General features: G+C 71.7%; 21 protein-coding genes and 1 tRNA gene. 11 read left to right on the top strand and 11 right to left on the bottom strand.

What is annotated here, in order from left to right; translation table 11 throughout:
- Positions 1-340 precede the first annotated feature (340 nt).
- From xerC to LOK55_RS13250, 3 genes are all read right to left on the bottom strand, one after another.
- Positions 341-1,573, bottom strand: coding sequence for a tyrosine recombinase XerC (gene xerC / locus LOK55_RS13260; protein ID WP_229935741.1), 1,233 nt, complete (start codon positions 1,571-1,573; stop codon positions 341-343).
- On the bottom strand, positions 1,570-1,809 hold the full coding sequence (locus LOK55_RS13255; protein WP_229935740.1) for a helix-turn-helix domain-containing protein: 240 nt from the start codon (positions 1,807-1,809) through the stop codon (positions 1,570-1,572). The genes xerC and LOK55_RS13255 overlap by 4 nt, the downstream gene beginning before the upstream one ends.
- 170 nt (positions 1,810-1,979) lie before the next feature.
- Positions 1,980-2,056 (bottom strand) — tRNA-Met (locus tag LOK55_RS13250).
- A gap of 81 nt (positions 2,057-2,137) precedes the next feature.
- Between LOK55_RS13250 and LOK55_RS13245 the strand changes: the two genes are divergently transcribed.
- Positions 2,138-2,653 carry a DUF6328 family protein gene (locus tag LOK55_RS13245; RefSeq protein WP_229935739.1) on the top strand — a complete coding sequence of 172 codons (516 nt, stop codon included), beginning with the start codon at positions 2,138-2,140 and terminating at the stop codon, positions 2,651-2,653.
- A complete protein-coding gene (locus LOK55_RS13240) occupies positions 2,650-3,486 on the top strand; it encodes a carbon-nitrogen hydrolase family protein (protein ID WP_141379220.1) in 837 nt (278 codons plus the stop codon). The genes LOK55_RS13245 and LOK55_RS13240 overlap by 4 nt, the downstream gene beginning before the upstream one ends.
- A gap of 46 nt (positions 3,487-3,532) precedes the next feature.
- Here the strand turns inward: LOK55_RS13240 and LOK55_RS13235 are convergent, their stop codons facing one another.
- Positions 3,533-4,750, bottom strand: coding sequence for an aminotransferase class I/II-fold pyridoxal phosphate-dependent enzyme (locus tag LOK55_RS13235; RefSeq protein WP_229935738.1), 1,218 nt, complete (start codon positions 4,748-4,750; stop codon positions 3,533-3,535).
- A gap of 196 nt (positions 4,751-4,946) precedes the next feature.
- Between LOK55_RS13235 and LOK55_RS13230 the strand changes: the two genes are divergently transcribed.
- Genes LOK55_RS13230 through LOK55_RS13220 form a run of 3 tightly spaced genes read left to right on the top strand, consistent with a single transcriptional unit; the run spans position 4,947 to position 9,348 of the window.
- A complete protein-coding gene (locus LOK55_RS13230) occupies positions 4,947-6,548 on the top strand; it encodes a S1C family serine protease (RefSeq protein ID WP_229935737.1) in 1,602 nt (533 codons plus the stop codon).
- Between the two features lie 44 nt (positions 6,549-6,592).
- Positions 6,593-7,876 carry a CDP-glycerol glycerophosphotransferase family protein gene (locus LOK55_RS13225; protein ID WP_229935736.1) on the top strand — a complete coding sequence of 428 codons (1,284 nt, stop codon included), beginning with the start codon at positions 6,593-6,595 and terminating at the stop codon, positions 7,874-7,876.
- On the top strand, positions 7,873-9,348 hold the full coding sequence (locus LOK55_RS13220) for a CDP-glycerol glycerophosphotransferase family protein (RefSeq protein ID WP_229935735.1): 1,476 nt from the start codon (positions 7,873-7,875) through the stop codon (positions 9,346-9,348). Before LOK55_RS13225 ends, LOK55_RS13220 begins: the two co-directional genes overlap by 4 nt.
- 63 nt (positions 9,349-9,411) lie before the next feature.
- Here LOK55_RS13220 and LOK55_RS13215 read toward each other — a convergent pair whose 3' ends face one another.
- Positions 9,412-10,503 (bottom strand): glycosyltransferase family 2 protein, encoded by a 1,092-nt coding sequence (locus LOK55_RS13215; RefSeq protein ID WP_229935734.1) that lies wholly within the window; start codon positions 10,501-10,503, stop codon positions 9,412-9,414.
- A gap of 49 nt (positions 10,504-10,552) precedes the next feature.
- Here LOK55_RS13215 and LOK55_RS13210 point away from each other — a divergent pair, with 49 nt between their 5' ends.
- Positions 10,553-11,833, top strand: coding sequence for a CDP-glycerol glycerophosphotransferase family protein (locus LOK55_RS13210; protein ID WP_229935733.1), 1,281 nt, complete (start codon positions 10,553-10,555; stop codon positions 11,831-11,833).
- 57 nt (positions 11,834-11,890) lie between these two features.
- On the opposite strand, the gene LOK55_RS13205 is transcribed toward LOK55_RS13210, so the two are convergent.
- The 5 genes from LOK55_RS13205 to LOK55_RS13185 all read right to left on the bottom strand — a co-directional run bounded on the left by LOK55_RS13205 (position 11,891) and on the right by LOK55_RS13185 (position 15,968).
- A complete protein-coding gene (locus LOK55_RS13205; RefSeq protein ID WP_229935732.1) occupies positions 11,891-13,288 on the bottom strand; it encodes an aminoglycoside phosphotransferase in 1,398 nt (465 codons plus the stop codon).
- Between the two features lie 183 nt (positions 13,289-13,471).
- Positions 13,472-13,729, bottom strand: a complete 258-nt coding sequence (locus tag LOK55_RS13200; protein WP_141379237.1) for a hypothetical protein — start codon at positions 13,727-13,729, stop codon at positions 13,472-13,474.
- Positions 13,730-13,782: 53 nt separating this feature from the next.
- Positions 13,783-14,067 (bottom strand): hypothetical protein, encoded by a 285-nt coding sequence (locus LOK55_RS13195; RefSeq protein WP_196324215.1) that lies wholly within the window; start codon positions 14,065-14,067, stop codon positions 13,783-13,785.
- Positions 14,068-14,179: 112 nt separating this feature from the next.
- Complete coding sequence (locus tag LOK55_RS13190) at positions 14,180-15,193, bottom strand: hypothetical protein (protein WP_229935731.1); 1,014 nt, start codon at positions 15,191-15,193, stop codon at positions 14,180-14,182.
- An 82-nt stretch (positions 15,194-15,275) separates the two neighbouring features.
- A complete protein-coding gene (locus tag LOK55_RS13185) occupies positions 15,276-15,968 on the bottom strand; it encodes an NTP transferase domain-containing protein (RefSeq protein WP_196324216.1) in 693 nt (230 codons plus the stop codon).
- A 195-nt stretch (positions 15,969-16,163) separates the two neighbouring features.
- Between LOK55_RS13185 and LOK55_RS13180 the strand changes: the two genes are divergently transcribed.
- From LOK55_RS13180 to LOK55_RS13170, 3 genes are read left to right on the top strand one after another with little or no spacing between them, the layout of a single operon-like run.
- Positions 16,164-17,531 carry an ABC transporter ATP-binding protein gene (locus tag LOK55_RS13180; RefSeq protein ID WP_229935730.1) on the top strand — a complete coding sequence of 456 codons (1,368 nt, stop codon included), beginning with the start codon at positions 16,164-16,166 and terminating at the stop codon, positions 17,529-17,531.
- The gene (locus LOK55_RS13175) at positions 17,507-19,063 is read left to right on the top strand and encodes a hypothetical protein (protein ID WP_229935729.1); all 1,557 of its coding nucleotides are present in this window, start codon (positions 17,507-17,509) and stop codon (positions 19,061-19,063) included. Before LOK55_RS13180 ends, LOK55_RS13175 begins: the two co-directional genes overlap by 25 nt.
- A 40-nt stretch (positions 19,064-19,103) precedes the next feature.
- Entirely contained in the window at positions 19,104-19,376 is a 273-nt protein-coding gene (locus LOK55_RS13170; RefSeq protein ID WP_141379245.1) for a DUF3039 domain-containing protein, read from the top strand.
- 33 nt (positions 19,377-19,409) lie between these two features.
- Here the strand turns inward: LOK55_RS13170 and LOK55_RS13165 are convergent, their stop codons facing one another.
- The gene (locus LOK55_RS13165) at positions 19,410-20,726 is read right to left on the bottom strand and encodes a nicotinate phosphoribosyltransferase (protein WP_229935728.1); all 1,317 of its coding nucleotides are present in this window, start codon (positions 20,724-20,726) and stop codon (positions 19,410-19,412) included.
- A 38-nt stretch (positions 20,727-20,764) separates the two neighbouring features.
- On the opposite strand from LOK55_RS13165, the gene murI reads away from it, so the two are divergent.
- Positions 20,765-21,592, top strand: a complete 828-nt coding sequence (gene murI, locus LOK55_RS13160; protein WP_229935727.1) for a glutamate racemase — start codon at positions 20,765-20,767, stop codon at positions 21,590-21,592.
- Positions 21,589-22,326 (top strand): ribonuclease PH, encoded by a 738-nt coding sequence (rph, locus tag LOK55_RS13155; protein WP_141379251.1) that lies wholly within the window; start codon positions 21,589-21,591, stop codon positions 22,324-22,326. Before murI ends, rph begins: the two co-directional genes overlap by 4 nt.
- Positions 22,327-22,347: the final 21 nt, after the last annotated feature.

Raw genomic sequence — 22,347 nt, 5'->3', positions numbered from 1 at the left:
TTGCTTGGTCGCTACCGATCCTCCGGGCCTCGACCCACCTCACCCCGTCACGCCACGCCCGAGCGCCTCACCCCACCCAGAATGCGCAGAGCCCGTTATTCAGACAGTCCCCTCAACGCACCCCGCCAGAATTCACCTCAGTGGCACGCGTTGTCGGCCGAGAACACGGCATAGCGATCTAGTGTGGGAATTCTGGGTATCGCGAGTGCCTTTTCCCGAAGGGCAGGGCGCATGGGACGACTGCGAGAGGGCGGATCGGCGCAGCGCGATGAGTGCTCCTTCGCACCGGTTGTGTCGCTGAGACGTAGAAGCGGCTTCTCGATTCCCGTCCGCCCGGTAGTCATGCAGCCTCAGACGGCTCATCGGCCGAGGCGTGAGAATTGCGGGGCGCGAGCCTTTCCAGGTGGATCGCAGGCGTCGGGTTCGGCGCAGGGGCATCGACCTCGATGTAGTGCTTCTCCGCGATCTCCTTGCTATTGCCGAGCGCGTCGGCAGCGGTCTGGGAGTCGGTTGCCCGGGCGATCACCGTTCCGCCGGTTCGGCGGAACGCGTGCGGGCTGACCTTGAGGTTCACCTCCGCGTCGGTGAGCATCTTGCGCAGCGTACGGCGCGCATTGTTCGGTGTCAGCGGCGTGCCGTTGCGGGTGAAGAACAACAAATGCTCTTCACCCTCGTCCTCGATGCGTGCCAAGCGACGCCGGATCACCTCGGCAGAGAACTCGGGAACCTCCAGGGTGCGCCTGGAGGCATCCGTCTTCGGATACTGCTGTCGATACGTTCCCTTACCTGTGATCGTGACGAGAGTGCCGCACACGGTCACCCGCATGGGTTTGCCCTCCTCACGGCGGCTGTCGTCGATATCGCACTTGCGCAATGCGAGCGCCTCTCCGATGCGGTCGCTGGTGCCGATCAGTACCTCGATCAGATCACGCACCTGACCGTCAGGCCGTGGCCCGCTCATCGACTTCCCGGTGCGCCATTGCGCCGCCGCTGCCCGGATCTGTTCGAGCTCGTCGAGGGTCAGGGCCTTCACAACCGTCTTGGGCTGCTTCAGCCGGGTGGTGCCGGCGACGGGGTTGTGGTGGACGGCGTCGTGGCGGAGTGCGAAGTTGAACATGAGCGAGAGCACCACACGACTGTGCCGGGCGTGGGCATAGGAGACGGTGGCCTGCGTCTTGAGAAAGTGGTCGACGCGCCCGGTGGTGACCTCGCGCAGTCGGAGCTTCTTGAACGTAGGAAGAATGAGGCTGCGAAGTTCCCGGCGATAGAGGTCCTTCGTCCCCGGTGCGAGATCGACCCGCATCTGAACGTCCTCCAGCCATGCGGCTGCGAGCTCGGACACGGCGCTATCTGGCGTGAGCGTGGTCCCGAAACGGGTGGCGGTGCCGCGCTGCCCGAGCTTCTTCCGCAGTGCTTGCTTGGCTGCCCGCGCCGTGCCGGCGGTGGTGGTGACCTTTCTGACCTCACCGTCCCAGTCGCGGTAGCGAGCCTCGGCGCGGACGGTGCCCGCTGGTGTCTGCACGGTGTTGATGTCGCCGTAGGTACCGATCTCTAGGCGATCCCGGCCCCTCATCGTGGACTCCCGCCATCGCTGCGGGCAGGCTCGTCTGACCGCTCGAGCTCGGTGATCCAGTCTTGGATCTCGGAGAGGCGATAGCGCAATTCGCGGCCGATGCGGAAGCCGTGCGGTCCTCGTCCGGCATGGCGCAGGTCGTGGATGGTCTGGACTGGTACACCGAGATGCGCGGCCAGTTCGGAGGTGGTCAGCACCGGTTCAAGGCCGGGGAATGGGCGCATGGTGTCGTTCATGCGACACAAGTGCGCAAGTGGGGCCAAGCGGCGTCGAGGTTTCCCGAGTGCATAACCACATGCAGACGAAGAGAATCGGTAAGACGATCCACTGCGCCGATATTTCGCCGAGTTTTTCATTCTGGACTCCTGCGTAGGAATCCAAGAACTCGCTGTTTATCAGCACTTTTTGGTTGCGGGGACAGGATTTGAACCTGCGACCTCTGGGTTATGAGCCCAGCGAGCTACCGAGCTGCTCCACCCCGCGGCACAAGAAGTAAGCGTAGCACGGGTTCGGAGTGCTCCGCGCACGTTGCAGGCATCCATCGGCGCGGGGGAGGATGAGCGCATGAGTCCGGATGCCTCCGAGCGCGCCGTCGAGGCGGTGGACGACCTCGTCGACGGACGCGACGAGACCCCGAACGAGCGGGCCGATCGCAACTGGACCGAGGCGCTGCAGGAGCTGCGGGTCATGCAGACCGGCACGCAGATCCTCGCCGGCTTCCTGTTGGCGCTGGCCTTCCAGCCCGCCTTCGCGGATCTCTCCACCGGTCAACGTGTGTTCTCCCTCGTGCTCCTCGTGCTCGCGACGCTCAGCGCGATCGTGGCGCTCGCCCCGGTGGCGCTGCACCGGGCGCTGTTCGGGCGGCGGGAGAAGCGCACCGTCGTCTTATACGGCCACGCCGCCCTGGTCGTGGCTCTCGCCACGGTCGCGGCGCTGCTGGTCGGGGTCGTCGCCGTCGTCTTCGACGTCGTGATCGGCGGCGCCGCCGCGGTGATCGTCGCGGTCGTGGCGATCGTCCTCGTCGCCGTGCTGTGGCTCGTGATCCCGCTGATTCTCCGTGCGACGGGAGCGGACGCATGAGCGGCGGCGAGGCGTCGGCGGGCGCGGCGGTGGGTGTCGCGGTGGGTGTCGCGGTGGCGCAGTTCGCTCCGACGGCCGAGGAGCGCGCCAACCTCGCCGCGATCGACGAGCTGACCGCACGCGCCGTCGCGCGGGGGGCGGAGGTCGTGCTGTTCCCCGAGTACGCGAGCTACTTCGTCGACCCCTTCGACGACACCCTCCGCGCGCACGCGCAGGACGTCGACGGCGACTTCACGCGCGGGCTGCGCGAGATCGCGAGCCGGTACGGCGCGGTCGTCGTCGCGGGGCTCGTCGAGCGCGGCGCGGGCGATCGGGTGCGCAACGCCGTCGTCGCCGTGGGCGCCGACGGGGTGCGCGCGGTCTACCGCAAGCTGCACCTGTACGACGCGTTCGGGCAGCGCGAGTCGGACTGGGTCGAGGCGGGAACGCCGTCCGTTCCGGAGACCTTCGAGGTCGGGGGACTGCGCTTCGCGCTGATGACCTGCTACGACCTGCGCTTCCCCGAGGTGGCACGCGTGCTCGCCGACGCCGGCGCCCACGTCGTGCTCACGGCGGCCGAGTGGGTGCGGGGTCCTCTCAAGGAGCATCACTGGCGCACGCTCGTGCACGCCCGCGCGATCGAGAACACGCTGTATGTCGCGGGCGCCGATCACCCGCCGCCGCTCGGGGTGGGGGCATCCCTCATCGTCGACCCGCAGGGGGTCGAGCTCGCGGGCGTCGGCACGGCGACGGACGTCGCTGTGGCGTTCGTGGATGCCGCGGTGATCGAGCGCGTGCGCCGCGTGAACCCCGCCCTGGCGCTGCGGCGGTTCCGCGTCGAGCCGATCGACTGACCCGCGGCGGTGCTCGGTTGCGGGCTCAGCCCGGATCGAGTGCCGCTCAGCCCCGGCTGAGGCGCGCGGCCGCCTCCGCGATCACCTCGACGCGCTTGCAGGCGGCGAACCGCACGAGCGAGGCGTACTCCGAGCGGTGCGCGGCCGAGGCGAACGCCGTCAGTGGGATCGCGGCGACGCCGACGCGGGCGGGAAGCGCGCGACAGAAATCCGCGGCATCCTGCCCGGGAGACAGCCGGTGCGACGCGTCGGCGACGGTGAAGTAGGTGCCGGCCGCCGGCGACACCGTGTATCCGGCGTGCCGGAGCCCGTCCGCCAGCAGGTCCCGCTTGGCGCGCAGCGTCGCGGCGATACCGGTGAAGTAGTCGTCCGGCAGGCGGAGGCCCGCGGCGACCGCGTGCTGGAAGGGAGTGGCGTTGGTATAGGTGAGGAACTGCTTCACGGCGAGCACGGCGTCGACGAGGTCGGCGGGGCCGGTCACCCAGCCGACCTTCCAACCGGTGGCCTGGAAGGTCTTGCCGCCCGACGAGATTGACACGGTGCGCTCGGCGGCGCCGGGGAGGGTCGCGATCGGCACGTGCGGGCCGTCGAACACGAGGTGCTCGTACACCTCGTCGGTGACGATCCAGGCGTCGTGACGTTCGGCGAGACGCACGATCTCGGCGCGCACCTCGGGGGAGAAGACCGCTCCCGTCGGGTTGTGCGGATCGTTCACGATGATCAGGCGCGTGCGGTCGGTCACCGCGCGGGCGAGTTCGTCGAGGTCGGGCTGGAAATCGGGGAAGCGCAGCGGCACCGGCACGAGGGTCGCGCCGGCGAGCGCGACGCACGCGGCGTAGGCGTCGTAATAGGGCTCGAAGACGACCACTTCATCGTCCGGCGAGGCGACGAGGGCGAGGATCGTCGCGGCGAGCGCTTCTGTCGCCCCGGCGGTGACGAGCACCTCGCGCTCGGGGTCGAGTCCGATGCCGTAGAAGCGTCGCTGGTGGTCAGCGATGGCGCCGAGGAGCGTCGGCACCCCGCGGCCGGGCGCGTACTGGTTGGCGCCCGCCGAGATCGCCTCGTGGGCGGCGGCGAGCACCTCCGCGGGTGGGTCCTCGTCGGGAAAGCCCTGCCCGAGGTTCACCGCGCCGGTCGCGATCGCCAGGGCCGTCATCTCGGCGAAGACAGTTGGGACGGGCACCTCGCCGACACCGGCCGGCCCAGGGCTGAGCAGTCCCGCGCCGAGCGCGGTGCGCCGCCAGGCGCCGGGGATCTCTCGCACGCGCCCAGGCTATCGGTCCGGGTCCCGGCCCGGTCAGACGCCAGGCGCGCGCCGGCGCCGCACGGGCGCCACACCGAGGTTGCACCGACCTGGGCGCGATCATAGGCTCACCTAGGATGAGGAGCGCGGCCCTGCCATACGCAGCACACAGGATTCTGCGTCATGCTGAGGGTGTCTTGGGAAGAAGGAAGCACTGATGAGCGAGAACGTCCCCACCTCGAACGAACCGCACGGCTCCGCCGGCGACGAGCCGCAGCGTCCCCCCGTGCCGGCGCAGCCGGCGGCGGATGCCGCGGCCACGACCCCGGCGGAGGGATCGGCAGCCCCGGCGCCCGCGTCGACCCCGGCCGCCGCCCCGCAGGGGTACGCGGCCCCCGCGCCGAGCGCGCAGCAGCCGTACGGCGGCTATGCCGCGCAGGCCCCGTACACGGCGCCGCGCGTGCCGTCGGACGCCGAGGCATCCGCGCAGTACGGCGGCGCCCACCCCTACGGCGCGAACGCCACGACCGCCCCGCAGCACGCGGCGACCACACCGCACCACACGGCGACCGCCACGGCGCACGGCGCCGCCACCGACCAGGGCTCGCAGGGCCAGCCGTCGGGTCGGATCGGCGCGGGCAAGGTCGTCGGCATCATGGTCGCGGCCGCCCTCGTCGGCGGTGCGGCGGGCATCGGCGCCGCCGCCGCCGGGGCATCCCTCTTCCCGCAGTCGCAGACGGTCGGCACCACGAGCCCGTCGACGGTCATCGTGAACAACACCGACTCGGTGAACCAGACGACGGCGATCGCGGCGAAGGTCGTGCCCTCGGTCGTCACCATCTCGGTCTCGTCCGGCTCGTCGGGCGGCACCGGATCGGGCGTCGTGCTGACCGCCGACGGCTACGTCGTCACGAACACGCACGTCGTGACGCTCGACGGCGAGGCGGCTGACGCGAAGCTCACCGTCACCACCTCCGACGGCAAGGTGTACAGCGCCGAGATCGTCGGCACCGACCCGACCTACGACCTGGCCGTGATCAAGCTCACCGACGCGTCGGGGCTCACCCCGATCGAGTTCGCCGACTCGACGAAGCTCAACGTGGGCGATCAGACGGTCGCCGTCGGCGCGCCGCTCGGCCTGCCCAACACGGTGACGGCCGGTATCGTCAGCGCGCTGAACCGCTCGATCCAGATCGCCTCGTCGGCCGCGCCCGAGGGCGACAGCCAGGAGGATTCGCCGCAGCAGGGTCAGGGCGACTCGCCCTTCCAGTTCGACTTCGGCCAGGGTCAGCAGCAGTCGGCGACCCGCTCGATCTCGATCGCGGTGATCCAGACCGACGCCGCCATCAATCCCGGCAACTCCGGCGGCGCGCTGGTCAACGGCGACGGCAAGCTCATCGGCATCAACGTCGCGATCGCCTCGACGGGCGGGTCGAGCTCGTCGAGCCCGGCCGGCTCGATCGGTGTCGGCTTCTCGATCCCGTCCGTCATCGTCAAGCGCATCAGCGACGAGATCATCGAGAACGGCAAGGCCACCCACGGCCTGCTCGGCGCGATGGTCGGCGACGCCGCCGCGCAGCCGAACGTGACGATGCTCGGTGCCTACATCATCGAGGTCACGAGCGGCGGGCCGGCGGACGCCGCGGGGCTGAAGAAGGGTGACGTCGTCACCTCGTTCAACGGCTTCCCGGTGACCGACGCGACCGACCTCATCGCGCAGGTGCGCGCGCTGGCGGCCGGCAGCACAGCGCCGATCGTCTACGTGCGCGACGGCAAGACGATCTCGGCCGAGGTCACGCTCGGATCCCTCACGCAGTAATCCGCTCTGCCGGAACGGACGCCACCCCGCGATAGGCTCGCGGGGTGGCGTCTTTCTCGTTCGGCGCCGGCAACGCCGGGAAGCTTCTGCGCATCCCGCTCTACCTGCTCGGGCGCGTGGCGACCCTCGTGATCCCGCGGACGAGCGACGTGTGGGTGTTCGGGTCGGCGGTGGGCGTCGCCGACGGTGCTCTGGCGGTGCACCGGCACGCGACGGATGCCGGTGAACGGGCCATCTGGCTCACCGGCAGCGCCGACGAAGACGCCGACGCGCGCTCCCGTGGCATCCCCTTCGTGCGGCGTCACTCGCTCCGCGGATTCTGGCTGACCGCCCGGGCGCGGGTCATCGTCATCACGCACGGGTTCGGCGACGTGAACCGCTATGCGGCGACCGGCGGGGTGGTCGTGCAGCTGTGGCACGGCATCCCGCTGAAGCGCATCGGGCTGGATGCCACGGTGACGACGGCGAGTCCGGTGCCGTTCGCCCGGGGTGCGGTCGCCCGCGTGCTCGCGGCCCTGTACCGGCGCACGCAGGGACGCATCCGCGTGCTGCCGGCGGCATCGGAGATCGTCCGAGGCCGCCTCGAGTCGGCGTTCGGGCTCGACACGCTCCGCGTTCCCGTCGCGGGGGAGCCGCGCACCGACACCCTGTCGCAGGGCGCCGCCGACGAGCGCCGTGCCCGTGCCCGCGCCCGGATCGGCGCGCTGCTCGGCGAAGACCCCGGACCCGCCCCGGTCGTGCTGTATGCGCCGACGTGGCGCGACGGGGCGCCCGATCCGGCACCGCCCACCGGCACGGAGCTCGCCGCGCTGCAGGCCCTGCTCGCCGAGACCGGCGCGCTGCTGCTCGTGCGCTCGCACCACCTCGGCGAGAGCGCGGCGGGTGGGAGCGCGGCAGCCGGCGCAGCGGCGGCCGGCACCGCGTCTGCGGCAGGCATCCGCCCGTTCGGCAGCGACGTCGTCGCCGACATCACACCACTGCTGCCCGGGTTCGACGCGCTCATCACCGACTACTCGTCGCTCGCGTTCGATGCCGCCCTCGTTCCGCTGCCGACACTCTTCCACGCCCCCGACCTCGCCGCCTACGAGCGCAGCCGCGGGTTCTACGGCACCTACGCCGACGTGGCGGGTGACGACGCCGCGCACGACTGGGCGACGCTCATCGACCAGCTGAGGGGCGTCCTGACCGATCCCGGCGCCCGCGCCGAGCGCACGCACCGCGCCGAGCGGTTGAGCGCGCGCGTGCACGCGTTCCGCGACGGCCGCAACACCGAGCGGGTGTACCGGGCGATCCGGCACGCGCTGTCTCCGACCGAGAGGGTCTCATGACCATCACCGCCCGCATCGACGACACCGATGTCGCCACCGCCGTGCTCGTCCTGTCGGGGCCCGGCGCCCGCCCGACGGCGGTGACGCTCGAGGGGCGCCGCGCCCGCGTCGACGGCGCACTGACCGGCCGCGGGGTCACCTGGACCGCGCGACTGCCGCTCGCGGTCTCCCGGTGGGGCGGACCGCGCCTGCCGCTGCCGAGCGGCGAGTACCGGCTGCGCGTCACCGGCGACGGCGGCGCGGAGGCGCCGGTCGAGGCGACGATCGGCGAGACGATGACCTCGACCGTGCGGGTGAGTCTGCACGACGGAATGCTGACCGTGCGCCCGCCGATCGACCCCGCCTACGACTCGGGCGAGGGGCAGGCCGCCCTCGAACGGCGGTACGCCACGCGGCCGGGAGGACTCGAGAACGCGGTCTTCTTCGAGAGCTTCTACGGCCGCAACGCGAGCTGCAACCCGCGCGCGATCGACCGCGAACTCGCGCGTGTCGCCCCCGGCGTCACGCGGTACTGGAGCGTCGTCGACCTGTCGGTCGAGGTGCCCGAGGGTGCGGTGCCGGTCATCGAGGGCAGCCCGCAGTGGTGGCGTGCGCGCGGCGGGGCGCGGCTGCTCGTCGTCAACGACTGGCTGCGCCGCCGCTACGAGCGTCGCGCCGGCCAGGTGGTGCTGCAGACCTGGCACGGCACTCCGCTCAAGCGCCTCGCCCTGCACCGCCCCGGATTCGATCCGCGCCGCGCGCTGGCGGTCGTGCGAGAGAGCCGGCGGTGGAACGTGCTGCTCGCGCAGAACCCGTACGGTGCACGGATCATGCGGAAGGCCTACGCGTTCCTCCGGCGGCCGGTGTGGGTGGAGGGCTACCCTCGCAACGACGTGCTCCGCACCGGCGACGGCCGGGCCACCCGGCAGGCGCTCGGGATCGATCCTGCCGAGCGGGTCATCCTCTACGCCCCCACGTGGCGAGACGATCGGGACGAGCTGATCGACGACCTCGACCCGGCGCGCCTCGCGGCCGACACCGGCGCGGTCGTGCTCGTGCGTGGGCATTCGCGCACCATCCTCCCCGGCCGCGACGCGCAGGGCACCCGGGTGATCGACGTCACCGCGTACCCGGACATGTCCGAACTACTGGTCGTGGCGGATGCCCTGGTCACCGACTACTCGTCGGTGATGTTCGACTACACCGCGACCGGCAAGCCGATCTTCTTCTTCACGCCCGACCTCGCGCACTACCGCGAGCAGCTGCGCGGGTTCTACTTCGATCTCGTGGCGCACGCCCCCGGGCCGCTGACGACGACTCAGGAAGAGCTCACCGCGGCGCTCGCGAACGAGGGCATCCCGGCGGCCCACGTCGACCACTACGCGCACTGGCGCGCGCGGTTCAACCTGCGCGACGACGGCCACGCCGCCGAGCGCGTCGTCGCGCGCATCCTCGACCAGGGCTTCGTCGACCGCGACGGCTCGACCCGCTGACGACAGGGCGCCGCGTCGCGCTGACAAGGGACGCGGCATCGCTCTGACGCGCGGTGCCGCCGCTCAGGGCAGCGGCGTGTTGCGCCGCAGACGCGAGGTGTCGACGTTCTCGCGCGCGCCGCGCGCGGCACCGCCGAGGAAACCCGTGCCCCAGGCGAGGTGCATCGAGGGGACGACGAGAAGCGCCCACAGCCGCTCGCGGATGCCCGGGCCCGCGCGCCCACCGGCCGCGTAGCCGATGACGACGGCGAGGTAGGCGACGAGCGGCAGGTAGACGAGCGAGGCGATGACCGACCAGACGCCGTGCAGCACGCCGGTGAGCTGCAGCACCGCCACGACGAAGGCGACCGCGACCACGACCACGAGGGCTGGCGGCGCGAAAAAACGCAGCGAGTTGCGGCGGCCGTACCGGCGCACGAGCTCGCCGCGCCACGTGCCGGTCGAGCGGAACTGCCGCACGAGGCGGCTCCACCGCTCGCGCGGCCAGTACGCCACCGCCAGATCGGGGTCGAACCACACGCGGTAGCCCGCCCTGCGGATGCGGAGGTTCAGCTCCCAGTCCTCACCGCGGCGGATCGACTCGTCGAAGCCGCCGACCTCGTCGAGCACGGCGCGTCGCATCACGCCGAGGTAGGCGGACTCCGCCGGACCGTCCGACCCGCCGGAGTGGTACGCGCCGCCGCCGAGACCGATGGGGGAGTTGTACGCGCGCGCGACGGCGCGCTGGAACGGCGTGCGACCCTCCGCGCGCATGACTCCGCCGACGTTCGCCGCACGGACGCGGGCGAGGGTCGCCATGGCGCGGCGGGTGTAGCCGGGTTCGAGCGCGGAGTGCGCGTCGACCCGCACGATCGTGGGGTAGGCGGATGCCGCGATGGCGCGGTTCAGCCCGATCGGGATGTCGGCGTCGGGGTTCGAGATCAGTCGCACCCGCGGATCGCCGGCGGCGAGGCGGCGGGCGAGCGCATCCGTGCCGTCGGTGGAGGGGCCGAGGGCGAGGATCAGCTCGGATGGCCCGTCGACATCTTGGGTGAGCACGCTCGCGACGGAGGCCTCGAGGTAGCGCTCCTCGTTGAGCACGGGCATGACGAAGCTCACCCCCGCGTCCGGGGCGGGAACGGGGGCATCGCGCTCTCCGGGGGTGTGCACGTGCATCCGTCGATCATGTCACGACGGCGCCGGGCGCCCTGGTTAGGCTGGTCGGATGGGATTGATCTCCGACGGCCGCAAGGCTCTCGCGCTCGTGCGCCGGGCCGTGCGCGGGCGCGCCGCCGCACGCGACCTGCGCGCACGCCTTGGCCGTCAGGGGCCCGCCCCCTCCGACCATTACCGGGTCGCGGTCTACTTCGCCGACGGCGAGGTCAACATGTACCAGATCCGGCAGTGGTATCGCCCGCTCGAGCACCTGGCCCGCACGTGGCCGGTCGTCGTGCTGGCGCGGAACGCCACCGGGGCGCGCGCGCTCCTCTCCGACGGGGCGCTCCCGGTCGCGTTCGTACCCACGGTGCGCGACCTCGAGGACTACGTCGCCGGGCAGGACATCCGCGTCGTGCTGTACGTCAACCAGAACACGCGCAACTTCCAGATGTTCCGGTACGGGCGCCGCTGGCACGTGTTCATCAACCACGGCGAGTCCGACAAGATGTACATGACCACGAACCAGTTCAAGGCCTACGACTACGCGTTCATCGCGGGCGACGCGGCGCGCGAACGGCTGTCGCGGGTGCTGTGGGACTACGACCTCGACCGGCGCGCGATCGAGATCGGCCGACCGCAGGCCGACTACTACGCCGGAGCCCTGCCGTACACGCCCGACGAGCGCACGGTCGTGCTCTACGCCCCGACGTGGGAGGGCGACCGCCCCTCGGCGCACTACGGGTCGATCCGCACCCACGGCGAGGCGCTCGTGCGCGCGCTGCTGGCTTCGGGCTCGCATCGCCTCATCTATCGGCCGCACCCGCGCTCGGGGGTCGTCGACCCCGAGTACGGCGCGGCGAACGCGCGCATCATCGCGGCGATCGCCGCCGCGAACGAGGCGGATGCCACGGGGCACCACGTCTACGACGCCGGACCCGAGCTCGGCTGGCAGCTGGCCGCGGCCGACGTCGCCGTCGTCGACATCTCGGCGATGGTCTACGACCGGCTCGCGGCGGACAAGCCGCTGATGGTCACCCGTCCCGTCGACCCCGAGGCGCTCATCGACACGCACGGCTACCTGTCGGAAGCGGAGTGGCTGACGGCCGACCAGGCCCCGCGCATCGTCGACGAGGCCGCCCGACTGCAGGGCGATCCGGCGGCGGTGGCTGCGCTGGAGGGGTGGGTGCGCCGCTACTTCGGCGACACGACGCCGGGCGCGGCCACGACGCGGTTCGAGGCGGCGATCCGACTGCTCATGGAGCGGTGGGAGCACTGGCACGGCGAGACGATCGACGTCGACGACGAGACGGCGGATGCCGCGGACGCGGCCGAGCTCGACGACGAGTGAATCGTCGGGCGGGCGCTTCTCGCCTGCCGGGCCCGCTCGTCGGCCTGTCGAACCGTCTCAGCGGGTGGCGAGACGGGCGACAGCCGCGAGCGGAATCGGGAGCCACGCTGGACGGTGGCGCGCCTCGTAGATCGCCTCGTACACGGCCTTGTCGAGTTCGAGGGCGTCGAGCAGTGCGCCTTCCGGCGACGCACCGGAGCCGGCGCGGTAGCCGGCGAGGAACGCGGTGCGTGCGGAGACCGCCCAGGCTCGGGCACGATCGTCGTCGGCGTCCTCTTGCGCGTCGAGCCCGCGCGCGTCGGCGTCGAGACCGGTGGTCTGGCTGCGCGCGAGGGTGAGGGATCCTTCGACGTAGTCGAATGAGCGGAGCATCCCCGCGACGTCGCGGAGGGCGAGGTCGGGCGCGCTGCGCTCGCCCATCGGGCGCATCGGCTCGCCCTCGAAGTCGAGGAGCACCCAGCCCCGGCCGGGCACCTGCAGCACCTGACCGAGGTGGTAGTCGCCGTGCACGCGCTGCAGGCGCGGCCACGGCGCCGCCTCCGCTGCCGTGTAGCGGTGGCGGATGTCATCGGCCCAGGGCGCGAGCTGCGGAACCTCGGTGAGGGCGATCCGCAGGCGGCGATGCCAGGCGGCGACGAGCGTCGCGCGCTGATCGGGTGTGGCCTCGGGGTGCGGGAAGAGCCGGGCGAGGTCGAGGTGCACGTCGGCCGTGGCGCGCCCCAGGGCATCCGCCGCGTCGGCGAAGTCGACGCCGCCGCGCGCGGCGCGGAGGGCCACGCGCCAGGCGTCCTCGACACCCGGGTAGAACTCCTGCGCGAAGGCGAGCGACCCGTGTAGGGCGGCATCCGGGGCGTCCAGGGTGTTCGGTGCGTCCGCCTGCTCCGCGGCGAAATCGGGGTCGCGCCACGAACCGTCGAGCCGTCCGACGACGCGGGGCACGTGCGTCGAGCCCGCGGCGGAGAGCGCGCTCTGCAGTTCGATGTCGGGGTTCAGCCCGGGGTGCAGCACCCGGAACACCTTGCAGATGACGGGCGTGCGGTCGGGGGTGGCGGCGGGATCGACGGCGCGGAAGATGATCGACGTGTTCGACTGCTCGCCGCGGAGCACCTCGGCGGTCGAGGGCGGTGCCGCGGGCGCGACGAGACTCAGCAGCGCCGCGGTGAAAGCCGGGTCGTGCGGTCCGTCGATGAGCGCCACACCGTCCTCCCGCAGCCCGATGAACCCTTCACCGGCGGCGGCGACGCCGGCCGTCGCCCGCTCGACGAGGGGCACTTGGTAGACGACACGAGGCTCCGGCGCCTCGTCGACGAGCACGAGCAGCCGGACACGCACCGCCGGGTCATCCGTGGCGAGTTCGCGGTCGGCGAGCACCCGAAGCCGGGGACAGGCGGCGGTGCCGGCGAACCAGCGTTGGCGGGGCAGCCAGGCCGTGAGGAGCGCGAGAGTGCCGTGCATGCGTCCCACGGTAGTGCGTCGCGCGGTGCGCGCGTGCGGACGCGCGGGCGCACCCGGCGACGCTTGCGCGGTCGGTCAGGTGACGAGGTTGAAGACGGCGTTGAGCAGGAGAAGCGTGATGAGGAGCGCGGCCACCCGTCGAGCCTCACCGCGGACCCGAACTGCTGTGCCGCGCCGCGGACGCTAGCCGTCGACGCTGTCGCCACTCGCTTCGCCGGGCTCCGCCGCTCCCGCATCCGCCGCCTCGGGTTCTGCCATGATCGGCACCGAGATGACGATCCCCGTCACGCCGGGAACGCCGAGGGCCGCGACGTCGCCGACGGCGGCGGGGTCGGTCGACGCATCGCCGAGCAGCTCACCGGGAACGCGCGGCTCCCAGGGGTCGGCGGGAAGACCCGCCCACTCGGTCGGCTCCTCGGGTCGGCTCTGGAAGATTCCCATGACCCCATTGTGCGCCTCCCACCTTCGCGAAGGGTCAGGCGGTGCCGGCGCGCTCACGGAACGAACGCCCAGCAGTACTCATCGTCGGTGCGCCAGCGATACCAGGCGAGCATCACGCGCGAGCTCTGACCGCGCACCCCCGGGAGACACACGACCACCTCTTCGCCGGGGAGCACCTGACCCCAATGCGCGCCGCTGCCGTCGACAAGGAAGGCGCGCACGAAATCGGCGGGCTCGTGCCCGTCGTTGCGGACGAGCGTGTGCCGGTCGTCGCGGCGGTCGACCGTCCACGGCGCGCGGTAGGGCCGGGAGCGGGACGGGTCGAGGCTGCGCAGCATGCCGGTGACGCTAGAGGCGGGCACCGACGCTCCGGCGACACGATGACCCGCCCGAGACCGGTTCTGTGGAGAACTCGTGCGCGGGCCCGGATGGGGAGGAGGCGACGGCGGTTCAGTCCCGCGGGTCGTCGCCCTCCGCCGAAGCGTCGCCCTCGACATCCTCGACGTTCTCGACGTTCTCGACGAGCTCGTCGCGAGAGCGGCGGCGTCGCGCAGGGTTCGCAGCCGCGACGGCCCCGGCCGCTCCGTTCAGCGTCGACCCCACCGCCGACCCGACGGCTCCCGCCATGCGGCGGCTGCCCGTACCGATCGCCGTGCCGGCGCGGCGGGCGGTGCCCATCGCGGAGGCCTCCAACCGCGACGCTCCGGGGCGCGGCTCGAGGTCGGCCGGATACTCCTGCGGCGGAACCCCGAACGCGCGTCGGGAGCCGACGATGACGCGCCGTCCGAGTAGGTGATTGCCCGCGCCGCCCACGGCGGCGCCGATGCCGAACGGCAGCGCCTTGCCGATCACCGACGCGCTGCCCTTCGCGGCGAACTGGTGGATGAACGCGCTCTTCAGGCGGTCGACGAGCGGTCCCATCGCGGCGCGGGGGAGCGACTTGGTGACGAGCTCTCCCCAGTAGGCGGTGCGCGTGCCGCCGCGGCCGGTGGCCTGTCGGGTGAGCTGGGCCACGAGGTCGACGCCCTCCTGGCCGAGCATCAGGGTGAGCACGAGCGCGCGCGCACGGTCGGGGTCTTCGACCGGAATGCCGTGGAGCTCGGCCAGCGACTGCGCGAACAGTGCCGTGGCATCCAAGAAGACGACCGTCTCGACGCCCGACAGCGCGAGCGTGACGCCCGTGCCGATCCCCGGCACCACGGCGGTCGCGCCCACGGCGGCGCCCCCGGTGGTGACGGCGGCGAGGTAGCGGCGCTCGAGCATCCACACGATCTCCGCCGTCGAGGCGTCGGGGTGGCGAAGCCGGATGCTGCGCATGTGCGCCACGACCGCCGGCCGCTGCACACGCAGCACGCCGTCGAGCGCCCGGATCGTACGCGGATGCTCGGGCGAACCCTGCGGCGGCAGACCGCCCGCCCAGGGCGCGTCGTCGGTCATCGAGTGGATGCGGTGGACCTTTGCCATGACGCCGCCGATCCTATGGATGCCCCCTGAGCGGCCGCTGTGCGTCGTGACGGCCAGCGGCGGCGCTCAGATGCACCTGGGCTCAGATGAACTGGTTGGCGCGCTCGAGGTCTTCGGCGAAGTCGATCTCGACGGCGTACAGGTCGGAGATGTCGAGCGGCTCGAGCAGCAGGCCGTTCTCGGCGATGGCCAGTTCGAGACCGCGCTCGAAGTAGTCCTGGTCATCGACACGCCCGAGCTGCGCGATGAGGGCGCGCTTGTCGCGGCTGGAGATGTAGTTGATGCCGACGGCCTCGCCGATGCCGCCCACGACGGTCTTCGAGAGCTCCTTGATGTAGCCCTCGGCGGTGACGGTGTACTTGACCTCTTCGTCGCTGACCTTCGCGGTGTTGACCGTGACGAAGGACTGGTCGCGCTCGATGTACTCGATCGCGCGGCCGAGCACGCGGGGGTCGAAGACGACGTCGCCGTTCATCCAGAGCACACCGCCGCGCCCGGTCGCCTTGAGGGCGCGCAGCAGGCTCTTGGAGGTGTTCGTCTGGTCGTAGCGCTCGTTGTGCACGTAGTCGGCGTGCGGGAAGGCGTCGATGATGGTCTCGGCGCGATATCCGACGACCGCGGTGATGCGGGCCTCGTCGCCGAAGGCGGCACGGATGTTGTCGTGCTGCTGACGCATGATGGTGCGCCCGTCGTTGAGCTCGGTGAGCGGCTTGGGCAGGCTGCGTCCGAGACGCGAGCCCATGCCGGCCGCAAGAATGACGGTCTGAAGAGTCAAGGGGGTACTCCTGGAGGATCTGTTCACTGTCCGTTTGACAGCTGGACACTCCTTCGTGCCGCTGAACATGGTAGCGAAACCCCCTGGGAGGGCGCAGGAAGTGGCCGGTCCGTTGCCATTTCGTGACAATAGCGAGCCTCGTCACGCTGTGGAATACCCCCGGCGCCCGAGAGGCACGCTTGCTAGGTTGGACGGGTGCCCGCCTCCCTGCCGCTGCCCGACGATGACGCCGGCGCGCGGGGATCTGCGACCCCGCCACTGCCCCGATTGAGTGCGGCGGATGCCGCGGCGGAAGCGCCGCCGACGGCGCTGCCTCGGCCGAAGCCGCGACCCGCCTCCCGCACCACGCCGCGCACGAAGGTCGCTCCGAAGAAGACCGGCCGCACCCCCCGGAAGACGACCACGCCGGTCGATCCCGGCCCGCCCCCGCCGCCCCCGCCCGCGGTGCCTGCGGCCGTCGCCGCGGCGCGCTTCGCGGAGACGGCCACCGTGGAGGAGCCGGTCGTCGAGGAACTCGCGGTGGTCGAGGAGGAGACGCCGGCCGTCGAAGAGGTCGACGCGGCGGCCGATGCGGAGACGCCCGAGCCCGAGACAGACACGCCCGAGCCCGCAGTCGAGCCCGAGGCATCCAACGACGCCGTTCCCGCGCTGCTCTCCCAGCTCGAACTCGACGAGGCGCTGGACGACGCGCTCGACGAGACCCACGACGACGATGCTCTGGACGACGCTGCGCGCACCGACGCGCGCGAGGCCGTCGCCGCTCTCGCCGATGCTGCGACGATCGACGCGGATGCCGGTGCGGCGGGCGCGGCGCTGCGCCTGCGCGGCGTGACGAAGAGCTTCGGTCAGACGCGCGCCGTCGATGGGATCGACCTCACCGTGCCGGTCGGCACGTTCTACGGCATCGTCGGTCCGAACGGCGCCGGGAAGACCACGACCCTGTCGATGATCGCCGGCCTCCTCCGCCCCGACGAGGGGACGATCGAGGTCGCCGGGATCGATCTGGCCGGTGCGTCCACGAAGGCGAAGCGACAGATGGGCATCCTGCCCGATCGCCTGCGCACCTTCGACCGACTCACCGGGCGACAGCTGCTGCACTACTACGGGGTGCTGCGCGGGCTGCGTTCGTCGGTCGTCGAATCGCGCACCGCCGACCTCGCCCGGGCGTTCGATCTCACCGACGCGCTCGGCCGCTCGGTCTCCGACTACTCCACCGGCATGACGAAGAAGATCATGCTCGCGGGCGCCATGATCCACTCGCCACGAGTGCTCGTGCTCGACGAGCCGTTCGAGTCGGTCGACCCCGTCTCGTCGGCCGTGATCCTCGACATCCTCGCGGCGTACGTCGACCACGGGGGCACCGTCGTCCTCTCCAGCCACGGGATGGAGCTCGTCGAACGCGTCTGCAGCGGCGTCGCCGTGATCGTCGCGGGTCAGGTGCTCGCCCAGGGCGCCGTCGACGAGGTGCGCGGTGACCTGACCCTCGAACAGCGCTTCATCGAACTGGCCGGCGGCATCGGCGACGTGGAGGGGCTGGAGTGGCTGCACACCTTCTCCGACTGAGGCTCGACCTGCTCCTCGGTGCGCTCCGCGGCGATGCGCGCCACGTGACGCGGGTGCTCCTCGCCCTCCTCGCCCTGATCGTCGTGGTCGCCGGGGTCGTCATCGGGACGCTGCGCCTGCAGACCGCGGGCGTCGACGTCGCCGCGGCGGTCACGATCGTCGCGGGCTCCGCTCTCACGCTCGGGGTCTTCGCCGCCGCGTTCATGGGCGGCATCGACGATCAGCTCGACCCGCGCCGGTTCGCGGTGTTCGGGCTCTCCCCGCTCTCGGTCGCCGGTTCGACTTTCGCCGCCGGCATCCTCAGCCTGCCGGTGCTCGCCCTCATCGTCGTCGCCGTGGCCGTCGGCCGCCTGTGGGTGGGGCTTGGGGCATCCGTCGCTCTCACGATCGTCGCCGCCGTGCTCGGCGCGCTCACCTGCGCGCTCACCGCGAAGGTCGCACTCGCCTTCGCCGGCCTCGTGCTGCCCGGGCGACGGCCGCGGGAGCTCGCGGGCGTGTTCCTCGTCGCGGTGCTCGTCGTCGTGATCCCCACGGCGCTGTTCTTCGTCTCGCTGGAATGGAACGGCCAGGTGCCCTCGGCACTCCGCGAAGCGGTGGAGGTCCTCTCCGTCACGCCGCTCGGCGCGGCGTGGGCGATCCCTGCCGCCTCGCTCAGCGGGTCGCTCACCGGGCCGCTGCTGGTGGCGATCGCCACCGTGCTGGCGCTCGGTGCCCTCTGGGTCTGGCTCGTGCACCGGCTGCTGACGACCGCCGAACGCCCCGCCGTCGCCCGCGAGCGCGGCGGGCTCGGGTGGTTCGCCCTGACGCCCAGCACCCCGGCCGGGGGCATCGCGGCGCGGAGCCTCATCTACTGGCTCCGGGACCCCCGCTACATCGTCAACCTCGCGATCGTGCCGGTCGTCGCGGTCGTCGTCATCGTGCCGCTTCTGATCGTCGGGGTTCCGCCGGCGTACGTCGCGCTCATCCCCGCGCCGCTCATGGCCCTCTTCTTCGGCTGGATCGCCCACAACGATCTCGGGTACGACTCGACGGCGCTGTGGATGCACGTGGCGAGCGCCGTGCGCGGGGCATCTGACCGCATCGGGCGGCTCGTGCCCGTGCTCCTGGTCGGTCTCGCCTCGCTCGCCGTCGTCGTCCCGCTGACGGTCTCGCTGCACGGCCGGTGGGCGATCCTGCCGGCGATGGCGGGCGTGTGCGCGAGCCTGTTCCTCAGCGGGCTCGGACTGTCGTCCCTCGCGTCGGTCGTCTCGCCCTACGCCGTCTCGCGCCCGGGCGACAGCCCGTTCCAGCAGCCGCAGCGCACCCACGGCGGCCTCTCACAGGGCGTCGTACTGGTCGGGGCGCTGGTGCTGAGCGTGCCGGCGCTCTGGTGGGGCTGGCGCGCCGTGGCCGTCGACGTCGACGAGACGTGGCCGGCGCTGTGGGCGGGCCTGGCGATCGGACTCGTCGTGCTGATCATCGGAGTGGTCGCCGGGGGAGCCGTGTTCGAGCGTCGCGGCGGTCGGCTGATGGAGTTCGCCGAGTCGACCTGACCCGCCCGGGTGTCCCGAGCCGCGGCTAGACTCGTCTGCCATGAGCACTCTCGACGCACCCGGTGGTCCCGAGCAGGGCGGCACGCTGACGCTCGATCGTGAGCTCGAAGAGCTGCTGCGCGAAGAGAACATCGAGCCCGGCGACCACGAGCGCTTCTCGCACTACGTCAAGAAGGACAAGATCCTCGAGTCGGCGATCACCGGCAAGCCGGTGCGCGCGCTGTGCGGCAAGAAGTGGACGCCCGGTCGCGACCCGGAGAAGTTCCCGGTGTGCCCGACCTGCAAAGAGATCTACGAATCGCTGATGCGCTGAGCGCCGACGCGCCCGTGTGAACCGGACGCCGCCTCACGCGTCTTCGTAGACCGTCGGCAGCGCCGGGTCGGAGCGGCTGAGCGCGAGCCCCGTGATCGGCAGTTCCTCGCGCACGAACGCGTGGTGCTCGCGCGCCTGAGCGACGCCGCCGACGCCCTCGTAGGAGGCATCCGTCTCGCCGTGGTCGACGAGCGTCACCTGCAGCGCCCGCGCGTCGGGGTGTTCCGCCGCAGTCTCGACCTGTTCGAAGCTGTCGGAGACGACGATCAGCTCACTCGTCGCCGTGCCGCGCGCGAGGGTGCGGAATGCTGCCTTGCGCCCGCCCATCGAGCCCTTGTCGGCGGATGCCTTGGCCACCGCCACCCATCCGCCGGCGCTGTCCTGACGGGCGACGAGCTTGTAGACCATGCCCGCCGTCGGCGCCCCCGAACCGGTCACGACCGAGGTGCCGACGCCGTACGAGTCGACGGGCGAGGCGGCGAGGGCGGCGATCGCGAACTCGTCGAGATCGCTCGTGACCGTGATCTTCGTGCCGGTCGCGCCGAGCTCGTCGAGCTGCGTGCGCACGGCGGCGGCGACGGTCGGAAGGTCGCCGGAGTCGATCCGGACACCGCCGAGCTCCGGCCCCGCGACCCGGATCGCGGTCGCGACGCCCTCGTGGATGTCGTACGTGTCGATGAGGAGGGTGGTGTCGACCCCGAGCGCGTCGATCTGGCTGCGGAACGCCTGCTCCTCGGTCTCGTGCAGGAGCGTGAACGAGTGCGCGGCGGTGCCCATCGTGGGGATGCCCCAGGTGCGCCCCGCCTCGAGGTTGCTCGTCGCACCGAAGCCGGCGATATAGGCGGCGCGGGCTGCGGCGACCGCCGAGCGCTCCCCGGCGCGGCGCGACCCCATCTCGGCGAGGGGCCGGTCTCCGGCGGCGATGCTCATCCGCGCCGCGGCGGTCGCGACGGCCGAGTCGTGGTTGAGGATGCTGAGGGCGAGCGTCTCGAGCACGACCGCCTCGGCGAAGGTGCCCTCGATCGTGAGGATCGGGGAGCCGGGGAAGTACAGCTCGCCCTCCCGGTACCCGCGGATGGTGCCCGAGAATCGATATCCCTCGAGGAAGGCGAGCGTCTCGGCGCTGACGACCGCGTGGTCGCGCAGGTAGCGCAGCTCGTCGTCGCCGAAGCGGAACTCGCGCAGCTCCTGCAGCAGCCGGCCGGTGCCGGCGACGACGCCGAACCGGCGGGCTCCGGGCAGGCGGCGCGCGAACAGCTCGAACACGCAGGGGCGTGCGGCGGTGCCGTCGCGCAGCGCCGCATCGATCATCGTCAGCTCGTACCGGTCGGTCAGCAGTGCCGTGGACATGCCGTCACTCTATCGACGGCCGAGTAGGCTGGACGATCGTGACGGACGCGCCGATCGGGATCTTCGACTCCGGGGTCGGCGGGCTCACGGTGGCCCGGGCGGTCTCTCAGCTGCTGCCTCGCGAATCGATCGTCTACATCGGCGACACGGCGCACTCCCCGTACGGACCCAAACCTATCGCCGACGTTCGCCGGTACAGCCTCGAAGTGCTCGACACGCTCGTCGACGAGGGCGTAAAGATGCTCGTGATCGCCTGCAACACGGCATCCGCCGCCATGCTGCGCGACGCGCGCGAACGCTACGACGTGCCCGTCGTCGAGGTGATCGGCCCGGCCGTGCGCACCGCCGTCTCGACGACCCGCAACCGGCGGATCGGCGTGATCGGCACGCAGGGCACGATCGGATCGGGCGTCTACCAGGACATGCTCGGCGTCGACGCGACCCTCGACGTCTTCGCGCAGGCGTGCCCGCGGTTCGTCGAGTTCGTCGAGGCGGGCATCACCGACTCGCCCGAGGTGCTGCGCGTCGCCGAGGAGTATCTGGCGCCCCTGCGCGACGCGGGCGTCGACACGCTCGTGCTCGGGTGCACGCACTATCCGTTCCTCGAGGGCGCGATCAGCTACGTGATGGGCGAGGATGTCTCGCTCGTCTCGAGCGACACCGAGACCGCCAAAGACGTCTACCGCCAGCTCGTCTCCCGGGGGCTGCTCGCCGGGCCGGATGCCACGGCGTCACACACCTACGAGGCGACCGGCGACTCCGCCGACGACTTCCTCCGTCTCGCCGACCGGCTGATGGGCCGCGGCGTGTCCGCCGTGCGCCTCGTGCAGACCGGTGCCATCGACCTTCCGAAGGGAACACCATGACCGAGCCCACCACCCGTGCCGACGGCCGCGCCGTCGACCAGCTGCGCCCCGTGACGATCGAGCGGGGGTGGAGCGCGCATGCCGAAGGGTCGGCGCTGATCTCGTTCGGCGGCACGAAGGTGCTCTGCACCGCCTCGTTCACCGGTGGTGTGCCGCGCTGGCTCACCGGCAAGGGCAAGGGCTGGGTGACCGCCGAGTACGCGATGCTGCCGCGCGCCACCAACAGCCGCAACGACCGCGAGTCGATCAAGGGCAAGGTTGGCGGCCGCACGCACGAGATCTCGCGCCTCATCGGCCGCGCGCTCCGGGCGGTCGTCGACACGAAGGCGCTCGGCGAGAACACGATCGTCATCGACTGCGACGTGCTGCAGGCCGACGGCGGCACGCGCACGGCCGCGATCACCGGAGCCTACGTCGCCCTCGCCGACGCGATCGAATGGGGCCGCGCGAAGGGCCTCGTCTCGAAGAACGCGAAGCCGCTCATCGACTCGGTCTCGGCGGTGTCGGTCGGCATCATCGACGGTGAGCCGATGCTCGACCTCGCGTACGTCGAGGACGTCCGCGCCGAGACGGACATGAACGTCGTCGTCACGGGCCGCGGCCTGTTCGTCGAGGTGCAGGGCACGGCCGAGGGCGCGCCGTTCGACAAGAGCGAGCTCGACGCGCTGCTCGGGCTCGGCGTCGCCGGGTGCGACCGGCTGCGCGAGGCCCAGAGCGCGGCGCTGGCCGAGTGACCCCGTCTCGACGACCGGCGA

Source organism: Microbacterium sp. F2E (assembly GCF_020905435.1).
Classification (GTDB): Bacteria; Actinomycetota; Actinomycetes; order Actinomycetales; family Microbacteriaceae; genus Microbacterium; species Microbacterium lacticum.
Note: the sequence above shows the minus strand (reverse complement) of the source record. Positions and strands in the feature narration are given on the sequence as shown.

Coding starts and splice junctions, on each gene's coding strand:
- LOK55_RS13190 (WP_229935731.1), bottom strand. CDS start 15,193: ATGGCAAAGGTCCACCGCATCCACTCGATGACCGACGACGCGCCCTGG.
- LOK55_RS13215 (WP_229935734.1), bottom strand. CDS start 10,503: ATGCACGTGCACACCCCCGGAGAGCGCGATGCCCCCGTTCCCGCCCCG.
- LOK55_RS13165 (WP_229935728.1), bottom strand. CDS start 20,726: ATGTCCACGGCACTGCTGACCGACCGGTACGAGCTGACGATGATCGAT.
- rph (WP_141379251.1), top strand. CDS start 21,589: ATGACCGAGCCCACCACCCGTGCCGACGGCCGCGCCGTCGACCAGCTG.
- LOK55_RS13240 (WP_141379220.1), top strand. CDS start 2,650: ATGAGCGGCGGCGAGGCGTCGGCGGGCGCGGCGGTGGGTGTCGCGGTG.
- LOK55_RS13255 (WP_229935740.1), bottom strand. CDS start 1,809: ATGAACGACACCATGCGCCCATTCCCCGGCCTTGAACCGGTGCTGACC.
- xerC (WP_229935741.1), bottom strand. CDS start 1,573: ATGAGGGGCCGGGATCGCCTAGAGATCGGTACCTACGGCGACATCAAC.
- LOK55_RS13245 (WP_229935739.1), top strand. CDS start 2,138: ATGAGTCCGGATGCCTCCGAGCGCGCCGTCGAGGCGGTGGACGACCTC.
- LOK55_RS13200 (WP_141379237.1), bottom strand. CDS start 13,729: ATGGGAATCTTCCAGAGCCGACCCGAGGAGCCGACCGAGTGGGCGGGT.
- LOK55_RS13170 (WP_141379245.1), top strand. CDS start 19,104: ATGAGCACTCTCGACGCACCCGGTGGTCCCGAGCAGGGCGGCACGCTG.
- LOK55_RS13210 (WP_229935733.1), top strand. CDS start 10,553: ATGGGATTGATCTCCGACGGCCGCAAGGCTCTCGCGCTCGTGCGCCGG.
- LOK55_RS13205 (WP_229935732.1), bottom strand. CDS start 13,288: ATGCACGGCACTCTCGCGCTCCTCACGGCCTGGCTGCCCCGCCAACGC.
- LOK55_RS13195 (WP_196324215.1), bottom strand. CDS start 14,067: ATGCTGCGCAGCCTCGACCCGTCCCGCTCCCGGCCCTACCGCGCGCCG.
- LOK55_RS13230 (WP_229935737.1), top strand. CDS start 4,947: ATGAGCGAGAACGTCCCCACCTCGAACGAACCGCACGGCTCCGCCGGC.
- LOK55_RS13220 (WP_229935735.1), top strand. CDS start 7,873: ATGACCATCACCGCCCGCATCGACGACACCGATGTCGCCACCGCCGTG.